The sequence below is a fragment of the Mycobacterium scrofulaceum genome (assembly GCF_002086735.1).
GTDB lineage: Bacteria > Actinomycetota > Actinomycetes > Mycobacteriales > Mycobacteriaceae > Mycobacterium > Mycobacterium scrofulaceum.
This window is the reverse complement of record NZ_MVIJ01000008.1, coordinates 34,206-50,835: the sequence shown is the minus strand read 5'-3', so window position 1 is coordinate 50,835 and position 16,630 is coordinate 34,206. Positions and strand designations below refer to the sequence as shown.

13 protein-coding genes are annotated in these 16,630 nt (G+C 69.5%); 6 read left to right on the top strand and 7 right to left on the bottom strand.

What is annotated here, in order from left to right; genetic code table 11:
* Positions 1-64: 64 nt before the first annotated feature.
* The 4 genes from BST44_RS07435 to BST44_RS07420 all read left to right on the top strand — a co-directional run bounded on the left by BST44_RS07435 (position 65) and on the right by BST44_RS07420 (position 5,070).
* Positions 65-970 carry an NYN domain-containing protein gene (locus BST44_RS07435; RefSeq protein ID WP_083176234.1) on the top strand — a complete coding sequence of 302 codons (906 nt, stop codon included), beginning with the start codon at positions 65-67 and terminating at the stop codon, positions 968-970.
* Positions 957-2,150: an MFS transporter gene (locus BST44_RS07430; RefSeq protein ID WP_083176233.1), complete on the top strand. Its 1,194-nt coding sequence runs from the start codon at positions 957-959 to the stop codon at positions 2,148-2,150. The genes BST44_RS07435 and BST44_RS07430 overlap by 14 nt, the downstream gene beginning before the upstream one ends.
* Positions 2,151-2,288: 138 nt before the next feature.
* A complete protein-coding gene (locus tag BST44_RS07425) occupies positions 2,289-3,527 on the top strand; it encodes a cytochrome P450 (protein ID WP_083176373.1) in 1,239 nt (412 codons plus the stop codon).
* 226 nt (positions 3,528-3,753) lie between these two features.
* Entirely contained in the window at positions 3,754-5,070 is a 1,317-nt protein-coding gene (locus tag BST44_RS07420; RefSeq protein WP_167380168.1) for a hypothetical protein, read from the top strand.
* Between the two features lie 15 nt (positions 5,071-5,085).
* Here BST44_RS07420 and BST44_RS07415 read toward each other — a convergent pair whose 3' ends face one another.
* Together BST44_RS07415 and BST44_RS30620 are read right to left on the bottom strand one after the other, a co-directional pair.
* On the bottom strand, positions 5,086-6,003 hold the full coding sequence (locus BST44_RS07415; protein ID WP_083176230.1) for an alpha/beta hydrolase: 918 nt from the start codon (positions 6,001-6,003) through the stop codon (positions 5,086-5,088).
* Between the two features lie 27 nt (positions 6,004-6,030).
* A complete protein-coding gene (locus BST44_RS30620; RefSeq protein ID WP_208619745.1) occupies positions 6,031-6,975 on the bottom strand; it encodes a rubrerythrin family protein in 945 nt (314 codons plus the stop codon).
* A 173-nt stretch (positions 6,976-7,148) separates the two neighbouring features.
* On the opposite strand from BST44_RS30620, the gene BST44_RS07400 reads away from it, so the two are divergent.
* Positions 7,149-7,889: a 2-thiouracil desulfurase family protein gene (locus BST44_RS07400; RefSeq protein WP_083176228.1), complete on the top strand. Its 741-nt coding sequence runs from the start codon at positions 7,149-7,151 to the stop codon at positions 7,887-7,889.
* Between the two features lie 43 nt (positions 7,890-7,932).
* Positions 7,933-8,937, top strand: coding sequence for a cation diffusion facilitator family transporter (locus BST44_RS07395; protein ID WP_083176226.1), 1,005 nt, complete (start codon positions 7,933-7,935; stop codon positions 8,935-8,937).
* Here BST44_RS07395 and BST44_RS07390 read toward each other — a convergent pair.
* The 5 genes from BST44_RS07390 to BST44_RS07370 form a co-directional block, all read right to left on the bottom strand.
* Complete coding sequence (locus tag BST44_RS07390; RefSeq protein WP_083176224.1) at positions 8,934-10,016, bottom strand: PDR/VanB family oxidoreductase; 1,083 nt, start codon at positions 10,014-10,016, stop codon at positions 8,934-8,936. The genes BST44_RS07395 and BST44_RS07390 overlap by 4 nt on opposite strands.
* A gap of 4 nt (positions 10,017-10,020) precedes the next feature.
* On the bottom strand, positions 10,021-10,926 hold the full coding sequence (locus tag BST44_RS07385) for an alpha/beta fold hydrolase (protein ID WP_083176222.1): 906 nt from the start codon (positions 10,924-10,926) through the stop codon (positions 10,021-10,023).
* A 19-nt stretch (positions 10,927-10,945) separates the two neighbouring features.
* Positions 10,946-11,854: a metal-dependent hydrolase gene (locus BST44_RS07380; RefSeq protein ID WP_083176220.1), complete on the bottom strand. Its 909-nt coding sequence runs from the start codon at positions 11,852-11,854 to the stop codon at positions 10,946-10,948.
* Between the two features lie 28 nt (positions 11,855-11,882).
* On the bottom strand, positions 11,883-15,122 hold the full coding sequence (locus BST44_RS07375) for a thioester reductase domain-containing protein (RefSeq protein ID WP_083176218.1): 3,240 nt from the start codon (positions 15,120-15,122) through the stop codon (positions 11,883-11,885).
* Between the two features lie 458 nt (positions 15,123-15,580).
* Positions 15,581-16,567 carry a diacylglycerol/lipid kinase family protein gene (locus tag BST44_RS07370; RefSeq protein ID WP_083176216.1) on the bottom strand — a complete coding sequence of 329 codons (987 nt, stop codon included), beginning with the start codon at positions 16,565-16,567 and terminating at the stop codon, positions 15,581-15,583.
* Between the last annotated feature and the right edge of the window lie 63 nt (positions 16,568-16,630).

The window sequence follows — 16,630 nt, the reverse complement described above, 5'->3', positions numbered from 1 at the left end:
GCCGCGATCGGGCAAATCGTGACGGAAACCGCTTCCGGCCCGCACAGTGCCGGACGCCTCAGCGATGATCTACACCATGACCGAACCGGTTGCCGCCCGCGTGGCCGTCTACCTCGACTTCGACAACATCGTGATCTCGCGATACGACCAGGTGAACGGCCGCAGCTCGTTCCAGCGCGACAAGGCCAAGGGGCTCGAGCAGTATGCCGACCGGCTGGAGCGGTCCACCGTCGACGTCGGCGCGATCCTCGACTTCGCGTCGTCATTCGGGATTTTGGTGCTCACCCGCGCCTACGCGGACTGGTCGGCGGACATCAACGCCGGATACCGCGGACAGCTGGTGGCCCGCGCCGTCGACCTGGTGCAATTGTTCCCCGCGGCGGCCTACGGCAAGAACGGGGCCGATATCCGCCTGGCCGTCGACGCGGTCGAGGACATGTTCCGACTGCCCGACCTCACCCACGTGGTCATCGTCGCGGGCGACTCCGACTACATTCCGCTGGCCCAACGCTGCAAGCGGCTCGGCCGGTACGTGGTGGGCATCGGGGTGGCCGGGGCGTCCAGCCGGGCGCTGGCGGCGGCCTGCGACGAGTTCGTCATCTACGACTCGCTGCCGGGGGTGCCGGCGCTCGAACCGCAGGCCGCCGACGCCGAGGCGGAGACCAAGCCGTCGAAGCGACGCGGCGGCCGCGGCAAGGCGACCGAACCCCAGGAGCCGGAGCCGCCCGACCCGCAGGCCGCCGCCACGGCGCTGCTGACGCGCGCGCTGCAGATCGGCCTCGAGAAGGACGACGCCGACTGGCTGCACAACTCCGCGGTGAAGGCGCAGATGAAGCGGATGGACCCGTCGTTCAGCGAAAGGTCTTTGGGATTCCGGTCATTCAGCGATTTCCTGCGGTCGCGATCGGATGTGGTGGAGCTGGACGAGACGTCGACGACACGTATGGTCCGGCTTCGTGCCCCGGAGTGAGTCAACCCCGGGACCCCGTTGGCTCACCCGCAACGTCCGGGTGCTCTCCGGGGTCTCGTTCCTGCAGGACACCGCCAGCGAGCTGCTGTACCCGCTGTTGCCGATCTACCTGACGGCGGTGCTCGGCGCGCCGCCGTCGGTGGTGGGAGCCGTCGAGGGCGTGGCCGAGGGCGCCGCCTCCCTGACGAAGCTGGCGTCCGGCCCCCTCGGCGACAGGTTCGCGCGGCGCCCGTTGATCGCCACCGGTTACGGGATGGCCGCGCTCGGGAAGGTCCTCATCGCGGTGGCCACGGCGTGGCCGGGCGTGCTGGCCGGCCGCGTCGTCGACCGGCTCGGCAAGGGCATCCGCGGTGCGCCGCGGGACGCGCTGCTGGTCGACGGTGTGGACGACGCCCTGCGCGGCCGGGTCTTCGGCTTCCACCGCGCGATGGACACGTTCGGCGCCGTCTTCGGCCCGCTGCTCGGGCTGGTGGGTTATGAGCTGCTGGACCACCGGATCGCGCCGTTGCTGTATGTCGCCATCGTGCCGGCCGTCCTGTCCGTGGCGCTGGTCCTGCTGGTGCGCGAGCGGCGCGGCAGCCCACCGCGAGCGCGCCGGAAGTCCATCTGGTCCGGTGTGTGTTCGTTGCCGCAACCGTATTGGCGGGTGACCGCCCTGCTGGTGGTCTTCAGCGTGGTGAACTTCCCCGACGCCCTGTTGTTGTTGCGCCTCAACGAGATTGGCTTCTCGGTGGTCGGGGTGATCCTGGCGTACGTGGGATACAACGCGGTGTACGCCCTGGCCAGCTACCCGGCCGGATCGCTGGCCGACCAGATCGGCCGGCCGGCGTTGTTCGGCGTCGGCCTGGCGTTCTTCGCGGTCGGCTACATCGGGTTGGGTCTGACCACCGACATCGTGACCGCATGGCTGCTGATCGGCGCCTACGGGATGTTCACCGGGTGCACCGACGGCGTCGGGAAGGCCTGGATTTCGGGGCTGGTCGACCCCGAGCACCAGGCCAGCGCGCAGGGCGTGTTCCAGGGCGGCATCGGACTGGCCGTCCTGGTGGCCGGGTTGTGGGCCGGCTTCCTGTGGGGCGCCAATGGCCAACTGCCACTGCTCGTTTCGGGAGTCACCGGCGGCGTGTTCGCGGTGGTGGTGATCGGCGGCCAGCTGGTCCGCGGTCGGCGAAACGGGTAGTCGCCACACATCCCGTCGTTTTTGTATGGCGGAAGGCGCGGCGCACGCCCGCGGATCGTTGACAGCTCCCCGGCACGGCCATACATTGTGTGAAAGTTGTCGCGGGCTGGTGGCCCGCGCGACCTCGAGGAGACCGTCATGACCGTCGGTACCGCTCCCACAAGCGTTTTCGATGCCGATCTGCCGACGCTGACCTACGACGCCGAGGAAACCCCCGCCGAGGTCTATCCCCGCCTGCAGGCGGCGCAACGGCGCGCCCCCGTCGCCCTCGGACCGCACGGACCCGAAGTCCTGTCCTACCGCCTCGTCCGGTCCGTGCTGCGCGACGCGCGATTCCAGATCCCACCCGGGATCAACCTGCTCGCCCAGGGCGTGACGTCGGGCCCGCTGTGGGACAAGGTGGTCAACAGCCTGCTGTGCCTGGAAGGCGACGCGCACCACCGGTTGCGCAGCCTGACGTCCAAGGCGTTCACGCCCCGCGCGACCCTGCGCCTGCACGACACCATGGTCGACGTGATGAACGAGCTGGTCGACCGCGTCATCGACGCGGGCCGCTGCGACGTCGTCACCGACCTCGCCCGGCCCTACCCCGTCCCCATCATCTGCGCCTTGCTCGGCGCTCCCCGCGAGGATTGGCAACAGTTTTCGTTGTGGGCCGACGACGTCTTCAAGGCCTTCAGCTTCAGCGTCGACCTGCGGGAGGTCGAGCCCGTCGTGATGAGGGCCTGGCGCCAGCTCGACGACTACGTCGACCAGATGGTCGCGCGGCGGCGGCACAGCCTGACCGACGACCTGCTCTCCGACCTGATCCGCGCCGAGGACCCGACTTTTCCGGGCGACCGGCTCAACACCGCCGAACTGCGGATGCTCGCGGGCGGGCTCCTTCTGGCGGGTACGGACACCACCCGGAACCAGGTGGCCGCCTCGGTGCATGTCCTGTGCGAGCACCCCGAGCAGTGGACCCTGCTCAAGGAGCACCCCGAACTGGCGATGCGCGCGGTCGAGGAGACGATGCGCCACTCGCCGATCGCGTGCGGAACGCTTCGGCTGGTGGTCGAGGACGCCGAGCTGGACGGCTACGTGTTTCCCGCCGGCACGATGGTCCTGGTCAACACCGCTGCCGCCAACCGCGACCCGGCCGTCTACGAGGACCCGGACCGGGTCGACATCACGCGCGAGGGGGCGCCGCCGATCCTGACCTTCGGCGGCGGCGTGCACTACTGCCTGGGTGCCAACCTGGCGCGGCGGGAGATCGCCGAAGCGCTGAACGTCATCGCGGGCCGCCTGCTCAACCCGCGCACCGCGGGACCGGTTCCGTGGAAGCCGATGGTGAGCCTCAGCGGCCCCAGGAGCCTGCCCATCGAGTTCGACCGCTAGTCACCGTCGCCGCGCGAGCAGACACATACTCGCATTCTGTCGCCGGTAGCAGTGCGAGTTTGCGTCTGCTCGCCGCAAGTGGCGCGGGGCCCCGGGGGGGGGCGCGGTGTGACGAAGACCGCCCGACACAAGTCGCGGCCGGCCCCTGCCCGCTTTACGCTCGTTGGTTACACGAAGTTAACGGGGGTTTTCGATGCGGGCGTTCACGGGGCAAACGCTGCCCAAAATGAGGCGCGCGCTCGTCACGTCGATCGCCTGCCTGGCCCTGGTGTCCTGTTCGGAAACCGCGTCCCCGCCCGCGGCGACGCCGACGACCTCGACTTCCGCGCAGAAAAAGCCCGCCGGCGCCGTCCCTGCGCCCGCGCCGATGACGGGTCCGCTGGAAAAAGACTGGAAAAGCTACGGCGGAACGGCGTACTTCGGCTGCCCTGACAAAATTTCGGCCAGCAAATCCGCACTCGAGGACATCCGTCCCAAGATCTTCGATCCGAAGACCGGGCAATACGTCGCGCCGGGCGTACCCGCGGTCGCCCCCGGCGAGAACCTCACCGGCGCCATCTGCGCGCTGACGGGCACCGCCGACGACATGAGGGTCGTCTACATCGTCACGACCGCCAAACCCGGACAAGGCCAACAGCCCGAAACCACCACGGCGACCGCCTACGCCTACGACTTCAAGGCCACCCAGCCGTTGGCGACCAGGGAACTGCAACCGCCGAGCCCGGATCTCAAGCTGACCGCGGCGAAGGACTGGGGGCTGGCCTCGACGGCGTCGGGCGTGGCGTGGATCAACGCCTTCACCGACGGGCACGCCCCCACGTCGCCGCCGCGGACCGTGATCCTGTCCGGCACCGACCTGTCGGTGCCGTGGAACGACCCGCAGTCCGGGCGCGCCTGGCAGGACATCCTCGCGTTTCAGCGCAACACCGACCCCGCCAAGACGTCGGGCGCCGAACTGCGACGGCCCAGCGGGGAGCCGGTCTACCAGGACAACGATGTCCGCAGCGTGGACGCCGAATTATCCGACGGGCCGGACAAACTCGTGCAGATCACGCACTGGGATTCCTACCATCCCCCGGTGCTGTCGACGATGTTCTACGACCTGAACGCCAAGGCCGTCATCAAGATCGGCGACTCCGATCGCCTTCCCGGCGGCGGGCTGGCCGCGACGTTGTCCGACGGGAAATTGTTCGTCGACGGCCAGGATTCGGACGACTCTTCGTTCGGGTTCGGGGTGTGGAACCTGCGCAGCCAGCAGTGGGATTTCTTGAAGACGCGCGACGAGGCGAAGCAGATGGCGATCGCCAAGATGGCGTTCTTCGAAGACCACCTCTACATCACCAAGGTCGGCAACACGTTTGCCGTCCTCGCCCTGCCCGCGACCGAACCGATCGCGACCACCTGGTCCGTCCGGCCCTTCGCGCGGATATCGGGCTGGACGCTGGTGTGCCGCGGTGAGAATGCCGCCGCCCTCAAGGGGGACTGCAAGGACATCGTGATGGTGCAGGACCAGGACGGCCACTATCCGGGTCCGTGGTCCTAGAATTTCGTCGCCCCGTCATCGGGTATCCCGCACGAGGTGGCGGCGCAGGAATTCCGCCTGCACCGAGCTGATCTCCTCGAACCACGCCCCCGTGTAGACGTCGAAGTGCCCGACCGGATACCGATGCAGCTCAACGTTTTTCATACCCGAGGCGACGCGGGCGGCGAACCTGGGCGACGCCTGCAGGTCGTGGTCCCCCACGCACATCAGGACGGGCATCCGCAGCTTCTCCGCGGTCCCCTCGCGGTAGCGCGGCAACGCGAACAGCATGCGGGGAGCCAGCGCGTTGCGCCACCCGACGGCTTCGCCCCCGAGCGCCTCGAACGCGGCCCTCGCCTCGGGCTCGGTGAACACGGCGGCCGCACCGGAGTCGGCGACCACGGGAACCAGACGCGGCGCCCGGCCCAACTTCGCGCCGGCCACGTCGCGCATCGCCGCGACGGTGAATTGCGCCGTCCGCCATGCCACCTCCCCGTTGAGGCGTTCGCGGAGCGTGCGCCCGCGGTGCCAGCCGTCGATCAGCGGCACCTGCGACACCACCGCGGCGATGGTGGGGTCGGTGGCCGCCACCGCGAGGACGTGACCGCCGCTCAGCGACGTCCCCCACAAGGCGACGCGACCCGGATGGACGTCGTCACGGCCGCGCACGTATGCCACCGCCGCCCGGTAGTCGTCCCGTTGCTCGGCGACGTCGATGACTTGCCGCGGCTGGCCCGCGCTCGCCCCGAAATGCCGGTAGTCGAACGCCAGCACCGCCAGGCCCGCGGCCGTGAACTTCGCGGCGTAGGCGGGCAGGCCGAGGCGTTTGGTCGCGCTGCCGCCGTGTCCCATCACCACGCAGGCGAGCCCGTCGCCCGCTATCGCGGGCCGGTAGAGGTCGCCCGCACACTGCACCCCGCCGGATTCGAAGGACACCTCCTCGGGGACTGACACGTCGGTTCCGCTCTTAGTCGGCCGTGGTCATGACGCGGCGAGCGCCTTCTGAAACGTCTGCTGGTGGGTCTTCTCGTCACCGGCAATCTCCCGGAACAGGTTGGCGGCATTGGTGTTTCCCGCCTGATCGGCCTGGCGGGCATAGTCGGGATACATGACATCGGCCTCGTGTTGTTCGCCGTTGACCGCCTCTCGCAGGTTCGCGTTGGTGTCGGTGGACACCAGCCCGGCGAGCGTGGCCAGCATCGCGAAATGCTCGTTCAACTCGAAGTTCGCGGTGTTCGTGAAGAGCTGCGCCACAGCCGGGTTGCCGTCTCGTCGCGCCTGATCGGCGTAGCGCATGTATTTGGCGTAGGCGAAGGCCTCACCCTGCATCGCCGTGCGCAGATTCGCCAGTGTGGCCCCGGACGACCGTGGGGGCCCGGCGGTGATGGCGACCGGCACCGGCGTTGCACCGGGCGGCACCGACGCGCCGCTGCCGGGGTTGCTGACCGCGTCGAGTGCCGCCTGGAAGTCCTTGAGGTGAGTGGCCTCATCGACGCCGATCTCGCTGAAAGCCGATGCCGCGGCCGGGTCGTTTTCAGCGGTGGCCTGCCTGGCGAAGCCCGGGTACATGGTGTCGGTCTCGTTCGTCTCACCGTTGATCGCGTCGCGCAGATTGGCCGCGATGTCGCCGCCCAGCCCGACCAGGTCGGCCTCGCGGGCAAAGTGATCCATGTGCTCGGTCTGGGCGGCGTCGGTGAAGTCCCGCGCCACCTGCGTCCGCCCGGCCTGCTGCGCCTGGGTGGCATACGCCAGATACTTCGCGTGGGCGAGCGCCTCGCCGTGCATGGCCGCCAACGCATTTGATCGGGTGGAATCGGCCAACGGGGAGGCAGGCGACGATGCCGGCGGCGCCGGGTGACTCGAGCATGCCGCCACCAGGAGTGCGGCCACACAGACCACGCCCCCCAACCCTTTAGCCTGATGCATGGTCAACCTCGCAGTGGTGGCGTCGATCCTCGCGCTGTAGCGCCGACGGTAGTTGTCGGCGCCCCGCCGGACCTAGGGGCGGAAGTCCCGATTGCATCGTTCGACCGTCAATCGACCGGGGGCGCCGACCGAAAGCCGCTCCGCGCCGCCTGGGCCGAGATACCGTATCCGGCATGCGCGGCAGGCCTACACCGCCCCCAGCGCGGTTACTGCTCGACCAGTTGCGCGACGAGCGCGGCCGGCGCGTGGTGCTGGTGTCGCACTGCCTGCTCAACGAGAACACTCGCTATGCCGGCGGCGCCACCCGATCGGGCGCGGTGCCGGAGGCGGTCGCCGAGCTGATCGGCGCGGGCTACGGGATTCACCAGCTGCCGTGCCCGGAGCGGCTGGCCTGGGGCGGGGTCCTCAAGCCCCACAGCTTGCCCCTCTACCACTCCAAGGGCGGATTGCTGTATCCACTGCGCGGTCCGTTGCTGCGCGCGTTCGTGGTGTGGACGCGGCTGGTCTATCGGCGGCTGGCGCGGCGGGTCGCTCGCGACGTTGCCGACTATCAGCGTTCCGGGATCACGGTCACCGGCATCGTCGGGATCGGCGCCTCGCCGTCGTGCGGGGTGACAACGACGTTGGACATGCGGGCCTCGCTGGAGGTGGTCGCGTCCTGTCCGGCCGCCGCGCTGACTCGCGACGTCATGAACGAGCGAGCCGTCCTGGGCTGCCGGCGCGCGGGCGAGGGGCTGTTCATCGCGGCGCTGGATCGCCGGTTGCGCCGGCGGGGATTGGCGGTTCCGGCGTTCGAGCACGACCTCGCCGCGGAGCTTCGCGGTTCGCGGCAGACCCTGCTCGCCCCGCCCGCGTCGCGGACCCTGGGTGACTCCCTTCCGGCGTCGTCGCGCTCGCGCGGCGCGGTCGAGTGACTTATTATCTGCGTATGCATGCAGGTAATCGGGAAACGCGGCGATGAGCGCCGGTAGCCTCCACGACCACGACCACGACCACGACCATGGCCACGTTCACGACCATGGGCTTCGCGGTATCGTCACGCGGATTTTCGCCCCGCACAGCCACGACGCCGCCGACAGCGTCGACGCGGCCCTGGAGACCAGCGCCGTCGGCATCCGCGCGGTCAAGGTCAGCCTGCTCGGGCTCGGCGCGACCGCGCTCGTGCAGGTGGTCATCGCGGTCGCTTCCGGATCGATCGCCCTGGCCGCCGACACGATCCACAATTTCTCGGATGCGCTGACCGCCGTTCCGCTCTGGATCGCTTTCGCGTTGGGTCGCCGTGCGGCCACCCGGCGCTACACCTACGGCTTCGGTCGGGCCGAGGACCTGGCGGGCTTGTTCGTCATCGGCATGATCGCGCTGTCGGCGGTCATCGCCGGGTACGAAGCCATCCGACGGCTGTTCCACCCCGTCGCGGTCGAGCACCTCGGCTGGGTCGCCGCCGCCGGCGTGATCGGCTTCATCGGCAACGAAGTCGTCGCTGGCTACCGGATCCGGGTGGGCCGCCGCATCGGCTCGGCCGCCCTCGTCGCCGACGGTCTGCACGCCCGCACCGACGGGTTCACCTCGCTGGCAGTGCTTTTCGGAGCCGGCGGCGTCGCCCTCGGCTACCCGCTGGCCGACCCGATCGTCGGACTGATCATCACGCTGGCGATCGCGGGGGTGCTGCGCGGGGCGGTCCGCGACATCTTCCGCCGGCTCATGGACGCCGTGGACCCCGAGCTCGTCGACACCGCGGAAGCCTCACTGGCCGCCCGGCCCGGTGTCCGCAGCGTGCGCAGCATCCGGATGCGCTGGATCGGGCATCGCTTGCACGCCGACGCGGAACTCGACATCGACCCCAGCGCCAGCCTCGAGGACGCCCACCGCATCGCTCATGACGCCGAACACGAACTGACGCACGCGGTGCCGAGGCTCGACAGCGCACTCGTGCACGCCTACCCGGCGCACCCGCGTTCCTAGGCGTCGATCACCAGGCGTTCGCCGTGCGCCCGGGAGACGCAGACCAGCATTTCGCCGTCGCCCTCGGCGGCGCGTCCGTGCCGCTCGACCTGCCCGGCAAGCACTTTCACCTTGCAGGTGCCGCAGAAGCCCTGCTGGCACGAGTACGCGGTCGTCGGGTCGCCGTCGAGCATGACGTCGAGCGCCGACCGGTTCGCCGGCACGCTGAGCACGCGCCGGGAACGGGCGAGCTCCAGCTCGAACGGGGCGCCGTCGATGACCGGCGGCGGGCCGAAGCGCTCGTAATGCAGCGGCGCGTTTGCGTGTTGGTCGCGCGCGGTGCGCACCGATTCCAGCATGGCCGTCGGGCCGCACACGTAGACGGCCGTCGCCGGCCCGGCGGCGGCGAGCAGTTCCGCGGCGGTGGGCACTCGGCCGCGCTCGTCGTCGGCCCACACGGTCACCCGGTCCGGGTCCACCGCGAGCAACTCGTCGAGCAGCGGCATGTACTCCCGGCTGCGCCCGGCATACACGGCGCGCCAATCGATTCCGCGCTGCCGGGCCAATGAGACCATCGGCAGGATCGGTGTCACGCCGATGCCGCCGATCACGAACAGCACCTGGCGTTCATCGGTGACGAGATAAAACGCGTTGCGGGGGCCCTCGAACTCGATCGTGTCGCCCACACCGAAGCTGTCGTGCATTTCGATCGAGCCGCCGCCGCCGTCGGCGATCCGGCGCACCGCGATGCGGTAGTCGGTGCGCCGCCCGGGCGGACCGCACAGTGAGTACTGGCGGCGGCGGCCCGAAGCCAGGCGAATATCGATGTGCGCTCCGGGAGTCCAGGAGGGCAGCAATCCGCCCTGCGCGTCGGCGAGCGTCAGCGCCACCACGTCGGGCGTGAGGAGTTCGCGCTCGGTGATCACCGCGGTGGTTGTCCGCCGCACCGGTACGACGCGCGACGGGTCCCACCGCGACGCGGAAGCCAGACCGCCGAACAGGGTGCCCACCCCCCACAACGCCGTGTAGAGCCGGTCGCGCTTGCGGCGACCGTACAGGTCGGCGGGTCTGTTACTCCAAATCGTTTGTGCCACAGTCATTGTCCTACACCTGCCCGATGTCGCCGGCCTGGTCGACCCACTCGGCCGTGAGCTTGGCGATGACCTCGGGATGGGAGGACACCACCCAGTGTCCGCCCTCGATCGGGACGACCCTGCCGTGCGGCGGTATCGCACCGGTGAACCGCTGCAGGGGCGGCGACACGAAGTAGTCTTTGCGCGCCACCAACACCTGCACCGGGACGGTTGTCCGCGGCAGGTCCTCTCCGGGAAACAGGAACGGCGCGGGCATGTTGGCGCGGTAGAGGTTGAGCCCGTTGAGGTAGTCGCGGGTCGACCGGGTGCCGGCCGCGCGCCGCCGGCGCTCGCCGCGGGGCCGGCCGATGAATTCCACGGCGGCGAAGACGCTCACGCTGATGCGCGACCAGATCGCCAGCTCCGGCAACCCCGGGCACAGGAAAAACCAGATGTACGAGGAGGCCAGGGCCTGCTTGAGCACGTCGAACACGCCGCGCGGCGTGCGCGCGGACCGCAGGAACTTGCCCGCGTAATTCAGGTGCGGGCCGGAGATCGACGTGAACGACGCCACCTTGGGCATCACGTTGCCGTCGGTGACCGCCGCCCAGGCCTGAATGGAACCCCAGTCGTGGGCGATCAGGTGCACCCGGTCCACCCCGAGGCTGTCGATCACCGCGCCGATGTCCGAAACTAGTTGGGGCAGAAGGTATCCCGCGCGTCCCGCTGGCCTGGACGAGTCACCGGCGCCGCGCACGTCGAGGGCCACGAAGTTGAAGCGGCCACCGAGCTCCTCGGCGACCCCGTCCCACACGTGGTGGTTGTCCGGGTAGCCGTGGATCGCCAGAATCGTCGGGCGCGCACGGTCGATCTCCGAGCGGGCATGCACGGCCAGGGACACGCCGTCGGACGCGATTACGGTGCGGGACTGAGTCATTGGTGTGTGGCCCCGGAGCTCAATGCGCCGCTCGGGCCGCGGGTGAGCGGGCCAGGTAGTCGACCGCGCGGCCCACCCCGCCCAGCTTGGACGGGTGGAAACTCGGCGTGTAGTAGGCGCCGACGACCCGCAGGAACTGGAACGGCCCGGGCACCAGGCCGCGCCGCGCCGCGCTGAAGTAGTCGCGCCAGCGCGGTTTGGTGCCGGGCGGCAGGTACGGGTCGACCGAGTACATGAACCGCACGCCGCGGACGAACAACCACAGCAGCGCCGGCGTCACCAGCAACTGCGTGCGCACCTGCCGCCAGTACCCGGCGCGCAGGTGCTTCATGGTGTCGAACGCGACCGCCTTGTGTTCGACCTCTTCCGCGCCGTGCCAGCGCAGCAAGTCCAGCATCACCGGGTCGGTGCCGAACGCGTCGTGCTGCGGGGTGTCGAGGATCCATTCGCCCAGGATCGCGGTGTAGTGCTCGAGGGCCGCCACCATCGACACCCGCTCGAGCAGCCAGCTCTGCCGTCGCCGCCGCCCCCACCCGGGCCGGTCGCCGATGAGTTGGGAGAACAGCCAGGACATCTGGTCGGTGAACGGCGTGACGTCCACCCCCTTGGCCGCGAAGTGATCGAGCACCCCCGCGTGCGCTTGGGAGTGCATGGCCTCCTGGCTGATGAAGCCCTGCACGTCCAGCCGCAGCTGATCGTCCTTGATCAGCGGCAGCGTGTTCTTGAACGCGTCGACGATGAACTCCTCGCCGGCCGGCAGCAGCAGGTGCAGGACGTTGCAGAAGTGGGTGGTGAACGGCTCGCCCGGCACGTAGTAGAACGGCAGCGTCGCCCAGTCGAAGTCGACGTCACGCGCCTGCAGGACGATGCGCTCGTGGTCGAGCGACGCGTCATGCGGACCCGTCGCCTGGTCGTCGACGGTGAACATGGTTAACCCCCTGAGTCGTTAGGCACGGTTACGCACTGCGTTGCGCCTCGGCCTCAGCCTCGGTGATCAGGCCCTCACTCCGCAAGAACCGGACGAGATTCTCGACCGTCTCGGTCAGCGCCGGTTCCCGCAGCCGGACGTCCGCCAGCGAGCGCGCACGTTGGTATTGGGTGTTGCCGTAGCGCTTGTCCCGCATCGCCGCGATCTTGTCCGCCGAGCGGGTGAGGAAGTCGACGAGCGGGTAGATCGGGTCGCGCGGCGTGCACCGCCGGTTCATCTCGGCGGCGAACGATCCAATGTCGCGGTACTCGAAGCGGTAGCCGTAGCGCTCGGACAGCACCCGGGTGATGTCCGTCATGTTGTAGTAGTCGTCCGCGGTCATGTTGAACACGTTGCCCGCGTCGGCCGGCAGGTCCATCAGCGCGACGACGTGGTCGGCGATCAGGTCCGCAGGCAGCAGGCTGAGCTGGTTGAGCGCGTTGGCGGCGACGCCGTGCTCGATCATGAACGCCACGGTGCGCACCAGGATGTCATCCTGGCTGCCGAAGCCCGCGCCGGTCGGTGAGATCAGCGAGGGCCGGAAGATGCGCACGTCGAGCCCCTGCCGCTGGGCGGCGAAGGCCAGCTGCTCGGCCACCCACTTGGTCTGCGAGTAGCCGAAGTCCAGGGCGTTCATCTCCAGGTTGGCGTCGGACTCCCCGACCACCGGCTTGACGCTCCACCCGTAGATGAAGGTGGACGAGACCAGATGGAAGGCCTTGCGGTGGGCGGTCATGGCCAGCCGGAGCAGCTCGTGCGTGCCGGCCACGTTGGCGGGCCGCAGGGCGTCGTAGGTGCGGACGTAGTTGACCAGGGCGCCGTTGTGGACGATGACGTCGACGCCCTCGGCCAGGCGCTGGAATCCCGGCGCGCCGAGGCCCAGGTGCGGCTCGGCGAGGTCGCCGCACACCACGCGCACCCGCTTGCGCACCTCGGCTTCCAGCGCCTGGGACCACAGCCGGGCCTTGCGCAGCGACGCGACGATCCGGTCCAGTCCGTGGGCCTCGTCGGTGGCGCGGATCAGGGCGTGGACGGTGTACGACGTCCGGCCCAGCAGGCTGGCGACCAGGAACGGCCCCAGGAACCCGGTCGCGCCGGTCAGCAGGACGTCGCTGGGCGCGCCCGGCCGCGCCGGCGGCAGCGCCGGCAGGGGCAGCTGGGCGTCGGCCCGCATCCGTGCGATCTCGTACGCCTCGTACTCCGCCGAGATCTGGTCCAGCGCCCGGCGCAGCGCGTCCAGCGGCTGCCCGGACCCCTCACCGAACTGCCGCATCAGCGCGAAGAACTCCGCCACCGTCAGTCGCTGGAGCAGGCGCGTGTTGACCTCCTCGGCCAGCTCCCCGGCGCCGTGCTCCTCCAGCAGGGCCTGCAGATCGGAGCGCAGCTCCGCGAGCGCCAGCGAGTCGATGCCGAGATCGGCGAAGGAGCAGTCCTCCTCGCCCGTCAGGTCGTAACTCTCGATCAGGTTGCGGAACCGGTCCAGCGGGCCCCGCTCCGCGTCCGGCAGGTCGTGGGGCCGATGCGTGTAGGCCGACAGCACGGGCAGCTCGCCGTCCAGCCAGAGCTGCCGCGTCGACGAGCGCCGGATCTTCCCCGAGGTGGTCTTGGGAATGCTGTGCGGCGGCACGAACACGATGGTGTGCGGGTCGATGTGGCCGTGCCGGCGGATGGCGCGCGCCAGCGCCTTGCCGTCCGGCAGCGCATGCTCGTCGCGGACCTCGGCCACCACCGTCAGCACTTCCCGCTCGTCGCGCTCCACCGCGAAGGCGGCGACGCAGCCGCCGCGGACCTGGACGGCCGACCGCTCGACGATGCCCTCGATGTCCGAGGGGTAGCAGTTGACGCCGCGCACGATGATCAGGTCCTTGCTGCGGCCGCAGACGAACAGCTCGCCCTCGTACAGGAAGCCGAGATCGCCGGTCCGCAGATAGGTGTGGTCGTCATCGCCGGGGATGCGGGCCGCGAAGGCCTCCGCGGTGAGCCCGGGCCGGTTCCAGTAGCCGCCGCCCTTGGACGGCCCGTCCAGCCACACCTCCCCGACCCGGCCCTCGCCGAGGGCCACCCCGGATTGCGGGTCGACGATCCGCACGACGTTGCCGTCGATGGGCTTCCCGCAGCTCACCACCGGGGCCTGGTTGCTGTTCTGCGGTTGGGCCTTCTCGACCCGCGCGAGGTTGTTCTCCAGCGCGCGCTTGTTGAGCGCCAGGGTCTGGCGGCCGCGAAGCGAGACGATCAGGGTGTTCTCGGCCATGCCGTAGGCGCCGGTGAGCGCGTTGGGCTCCAGCCCGTAGGGCGCGAAACGCTCCCGGAAGCGCGCGAAGGTGCCGGCGCGCAACGGCTCCGCGCCGACGACGATGCTCTCCAGGCTGCTCAGGTCGATGCCCTTCAGCTCCGAGGTGGGCAGCTTGTCCTCGCGCAGGCACAGCTCGAGGGCGAAGTTGGGCACCGGCGTGTGGGTGGCGCGCACGTCGCTGATCAGCCGCAGCCAGGACGACGGCCGCTTGAGGAAGTCCAGCGGCGACATCGCGTGCGTGGTCCCGCCGATCAGCGGGATGAACAGGTAGGCCGAGATCAGGCCCATGTCGTGGTGCTGCGGCAACCAGCTGACCAGGACCTCGTCTTTAGTGAACGCCGAGGCGTTGGCGATGACGTTGGCGTGGCTGACCACCACGCCCTTGGGGTCGCTGGTGGAGCCGGAGGTGTACTGCAGGAAGAGCACCGGCCCGGGGGTGTCGGGCACCGGGGTGCCGCCGAAGTCCTGCGTGCCGTCGGTTCCGAACCACGGCAGTTCGGGGGGCCGCCGGTCGTCCTCCCGGGGCGACCCGCCGTCGAGGTGGTTGAGCATCAGGCGGTAGTCGTACTCGAACTGCTTGGTCGACAGCACCGCCCTGGCCTGGCAGTCGCGCGCGATGAACGCGAGCTTGGCCAGCCCGGACTCGAACGACATCGGCAGCGGCGGGCTGACCGGCACGGCGATCACCCCGATGCGCGCGCACGCGTAGAACGCCGCCACCATCTCCAGACCGGGCGGGTAGACCAGCAGCGCGCGGTCTCCCGGGCGCAGCCTGGCCTCCGCCGTCAGGTATGCGGCCAACTCGCGCGTCCGCTCGGCGAAACCCTGGTACGTGTAGTGCTCCTGCTCGCGGCCCTCGTCGTCGACGAACCGGAAGAGGGTCTTGTCCGGCGTCAGGGCTTCCCTCATGTGCAGATGACCAATGAGCGTCTCCATCGCAGGAGCCACCCCCTTTCGGGTTCACTTTGAGCGATAAAAACTTTTGGGATCAATTGATAACGACAATGTAGGTCGCGGACGGACGCTAAGCAAAGCGATATCGGGCATTTTACGGACCGCACATTAATCTCACAGGATAGGCTGATCCAACGGCGCAGATTCCGTGCCAGTCATCTCCGCATGTCCGGATTTCAGTATGTCAGGAGCTCCATCTAGCTGCATAGATATCCGGATTGCACTTCGTAAGCGCACGGATACTGACATACGCATTTACGCCATTAATGAATTATCATTAGGCACGTTCATGCGGGGTCCGAGCGCCATTTCGCATCCGATCGGCAAACGGCATACGCGTACCCGATCGCGTGGAGTCGGGGCCCGCCATTCGGGGCGGGCGGGTCATATCCGCGACCGCAATGCCACGGGGCCGATGCTGAACTACTGAGATACGGAAGTCAGCCGGTCTGTGCGACGCGGATGAGCGGGCCCGCGCGGGCCACCAAACGGGTGATGCCGACGAACCGCTCGCCGTCGATGATCGGCGACAACGGCTCCCCCTCGGCCTCGATGACCATCTCGCGGCCGTTGACGTCGCGGACCCGGTGGCCCCGGACCGTGCCGCTGGTGAGCAGCGACGGGAGCCGCACGACGATCCGCGAGGGCCGCACCTCGCCGGCCTGGAAATGCAGCGCGCCGGGGCTCTCGGCCTTCGGGAAGAGCCGGAACGGGCCGCCGATCCGCAGGTCGATGGCGCCGGCGTGCAGCAGGCGGTGCGTGCGCGTCGGCACCTCCTCGCCGTCGATGACGACCCGGGCGCGCGTGGGCGCAAACAGCACCGACGCGTAATTGGCGTCCGGCGAGCGGCCGACCTTGGTGGCGAGGTAGTCGCGGAACGAGCGGCCGATCACCCGGGCGACCTCGCTGCGGCCGTGATCGGGCTTTCCGTAATACATGTCGTAGAACCGGTTTCCGACACCGCCGGCGGCCAGCCCGAAGCACAGGCGGTGGAACGCCGCGCCGTCTTCGGTGTGGCCGTCCAGCCGCAGGGTGTCGAGGCGGATCTCGGGCGGCGGCCGGTCCGCCTCGGCGGCGGCCGCCAGCGCGCGGATAACGGCGTCGGGCCGACCCCGCACCCGCGCCTTGCGGGCGACGGCGTTGACGCTGCCGCCGTTGGTGGGCACGAACGTCGGCCAGCGCTCCGGGTCGCTCTCGCAGCGCTCGATCTCGTTGATCAGCCAGTGCAGCGCGCCGTCGCCGCCGTCGCCGACGAGGTGGGTGACCCGCGGATGGAGCTGGTCCAGGGTCTTGCCGAGGTCCTCGGTCGAGGCGGTTTCGTGCACTTCACCCCAGGGCCCGACGATGCGGCGCAGCTCGGCGGCGCGGTCACCGCGGGCGCCGCGATTCCGGCGCGCGAGCGGATTGACGATGACCCCGAGGTACATCCGCCGGCGTCCAGGTGTGCTTCCGTCGGCCATCCCACGCACGATACCTGCGGCGTTCCGGTG

Excerpts from the sequence above, each read along its gene's own strand:
- BST44_RS07435 (WP_083176234.1), top strand. The coding sequence starts at position 65 with ATGATCTACACCATGACCGAACCGGTTGCCGCCCGCGTGGCCGTCTAC.
- BST44_RS07425 (WP_083176373.1), top strand. The coding sequence starts at position 2,289 with ATGACCGTCGGTACCGCTCCCACAAGCGTTTTCGATGCCGATCTGCCG.
- BST44_RS07420 (WP_167380168.1), top strand. The coding sequence starts at position 3,754 with ATGAGGCGCGCGCTCGTCACGTCGATCGCCTGCCTGGCCCTGGTGTCC.
- BST44_RS30620 (WP_208619745.1), bottom strand. The coding sequence starts at position 6,975 with ATGCATCAGGCTAAAGGGTTGGGGGGCGTGGTCTGTGTGGCCGCACTC.
- BST44_RS07400 (WP_083176228.1), top strand. The coding sequence starts at position 7,149 with ATGCGCGGCAGGCCTACACCGCCCCCAGCGCGGTTACTGCTCGACCAG.
- BST44_RS07395 (WP_083176226.1), top strand. The coding sequence starts at position 7,933 with ATGAGCGCCGGTAGCCTCCACGACCACGACCACGACCACGACCATGGC.
- BST44_RS07390 (WP_083176224.1), bottom strand. The coding sequence starts at position 10,016 with ATGACTGTGGCACAAACGATTTGGAGTAACAGACCCGCCGACCTGTAC.
- BST44_RS07385 (WP_083176222.1), bottom strand. The coding sequence starts at position 10,926 with ATGACTCAGTCCCGCACCGTAATCGCGTCCGACGGCGTGTCCCTGGCC.
- BST44_RS07380 (WP_083176220.1), bottom strand. The coding sequence starts at position 11,854 with ATGTTCACCGTCGACGACCAGGCGACGGGTCCGCATGACGCGTCGCTC.
- BST44_RS07375 (WP_083176218.1), bottom strand. The coding sequence starts at position 15,122 with ATGGAGACGCTCATTGGTCATCTGCACATGAGGGAAGCCCTGACGCCG.
- BST44_RS07370 (WP_083176216.1), bottom strand. The coding sequence starts at position 16,567 with ATGTACCTCGGGGTCATCGTCAATCCGCTCGCGCGCCGGAATCGCGGC.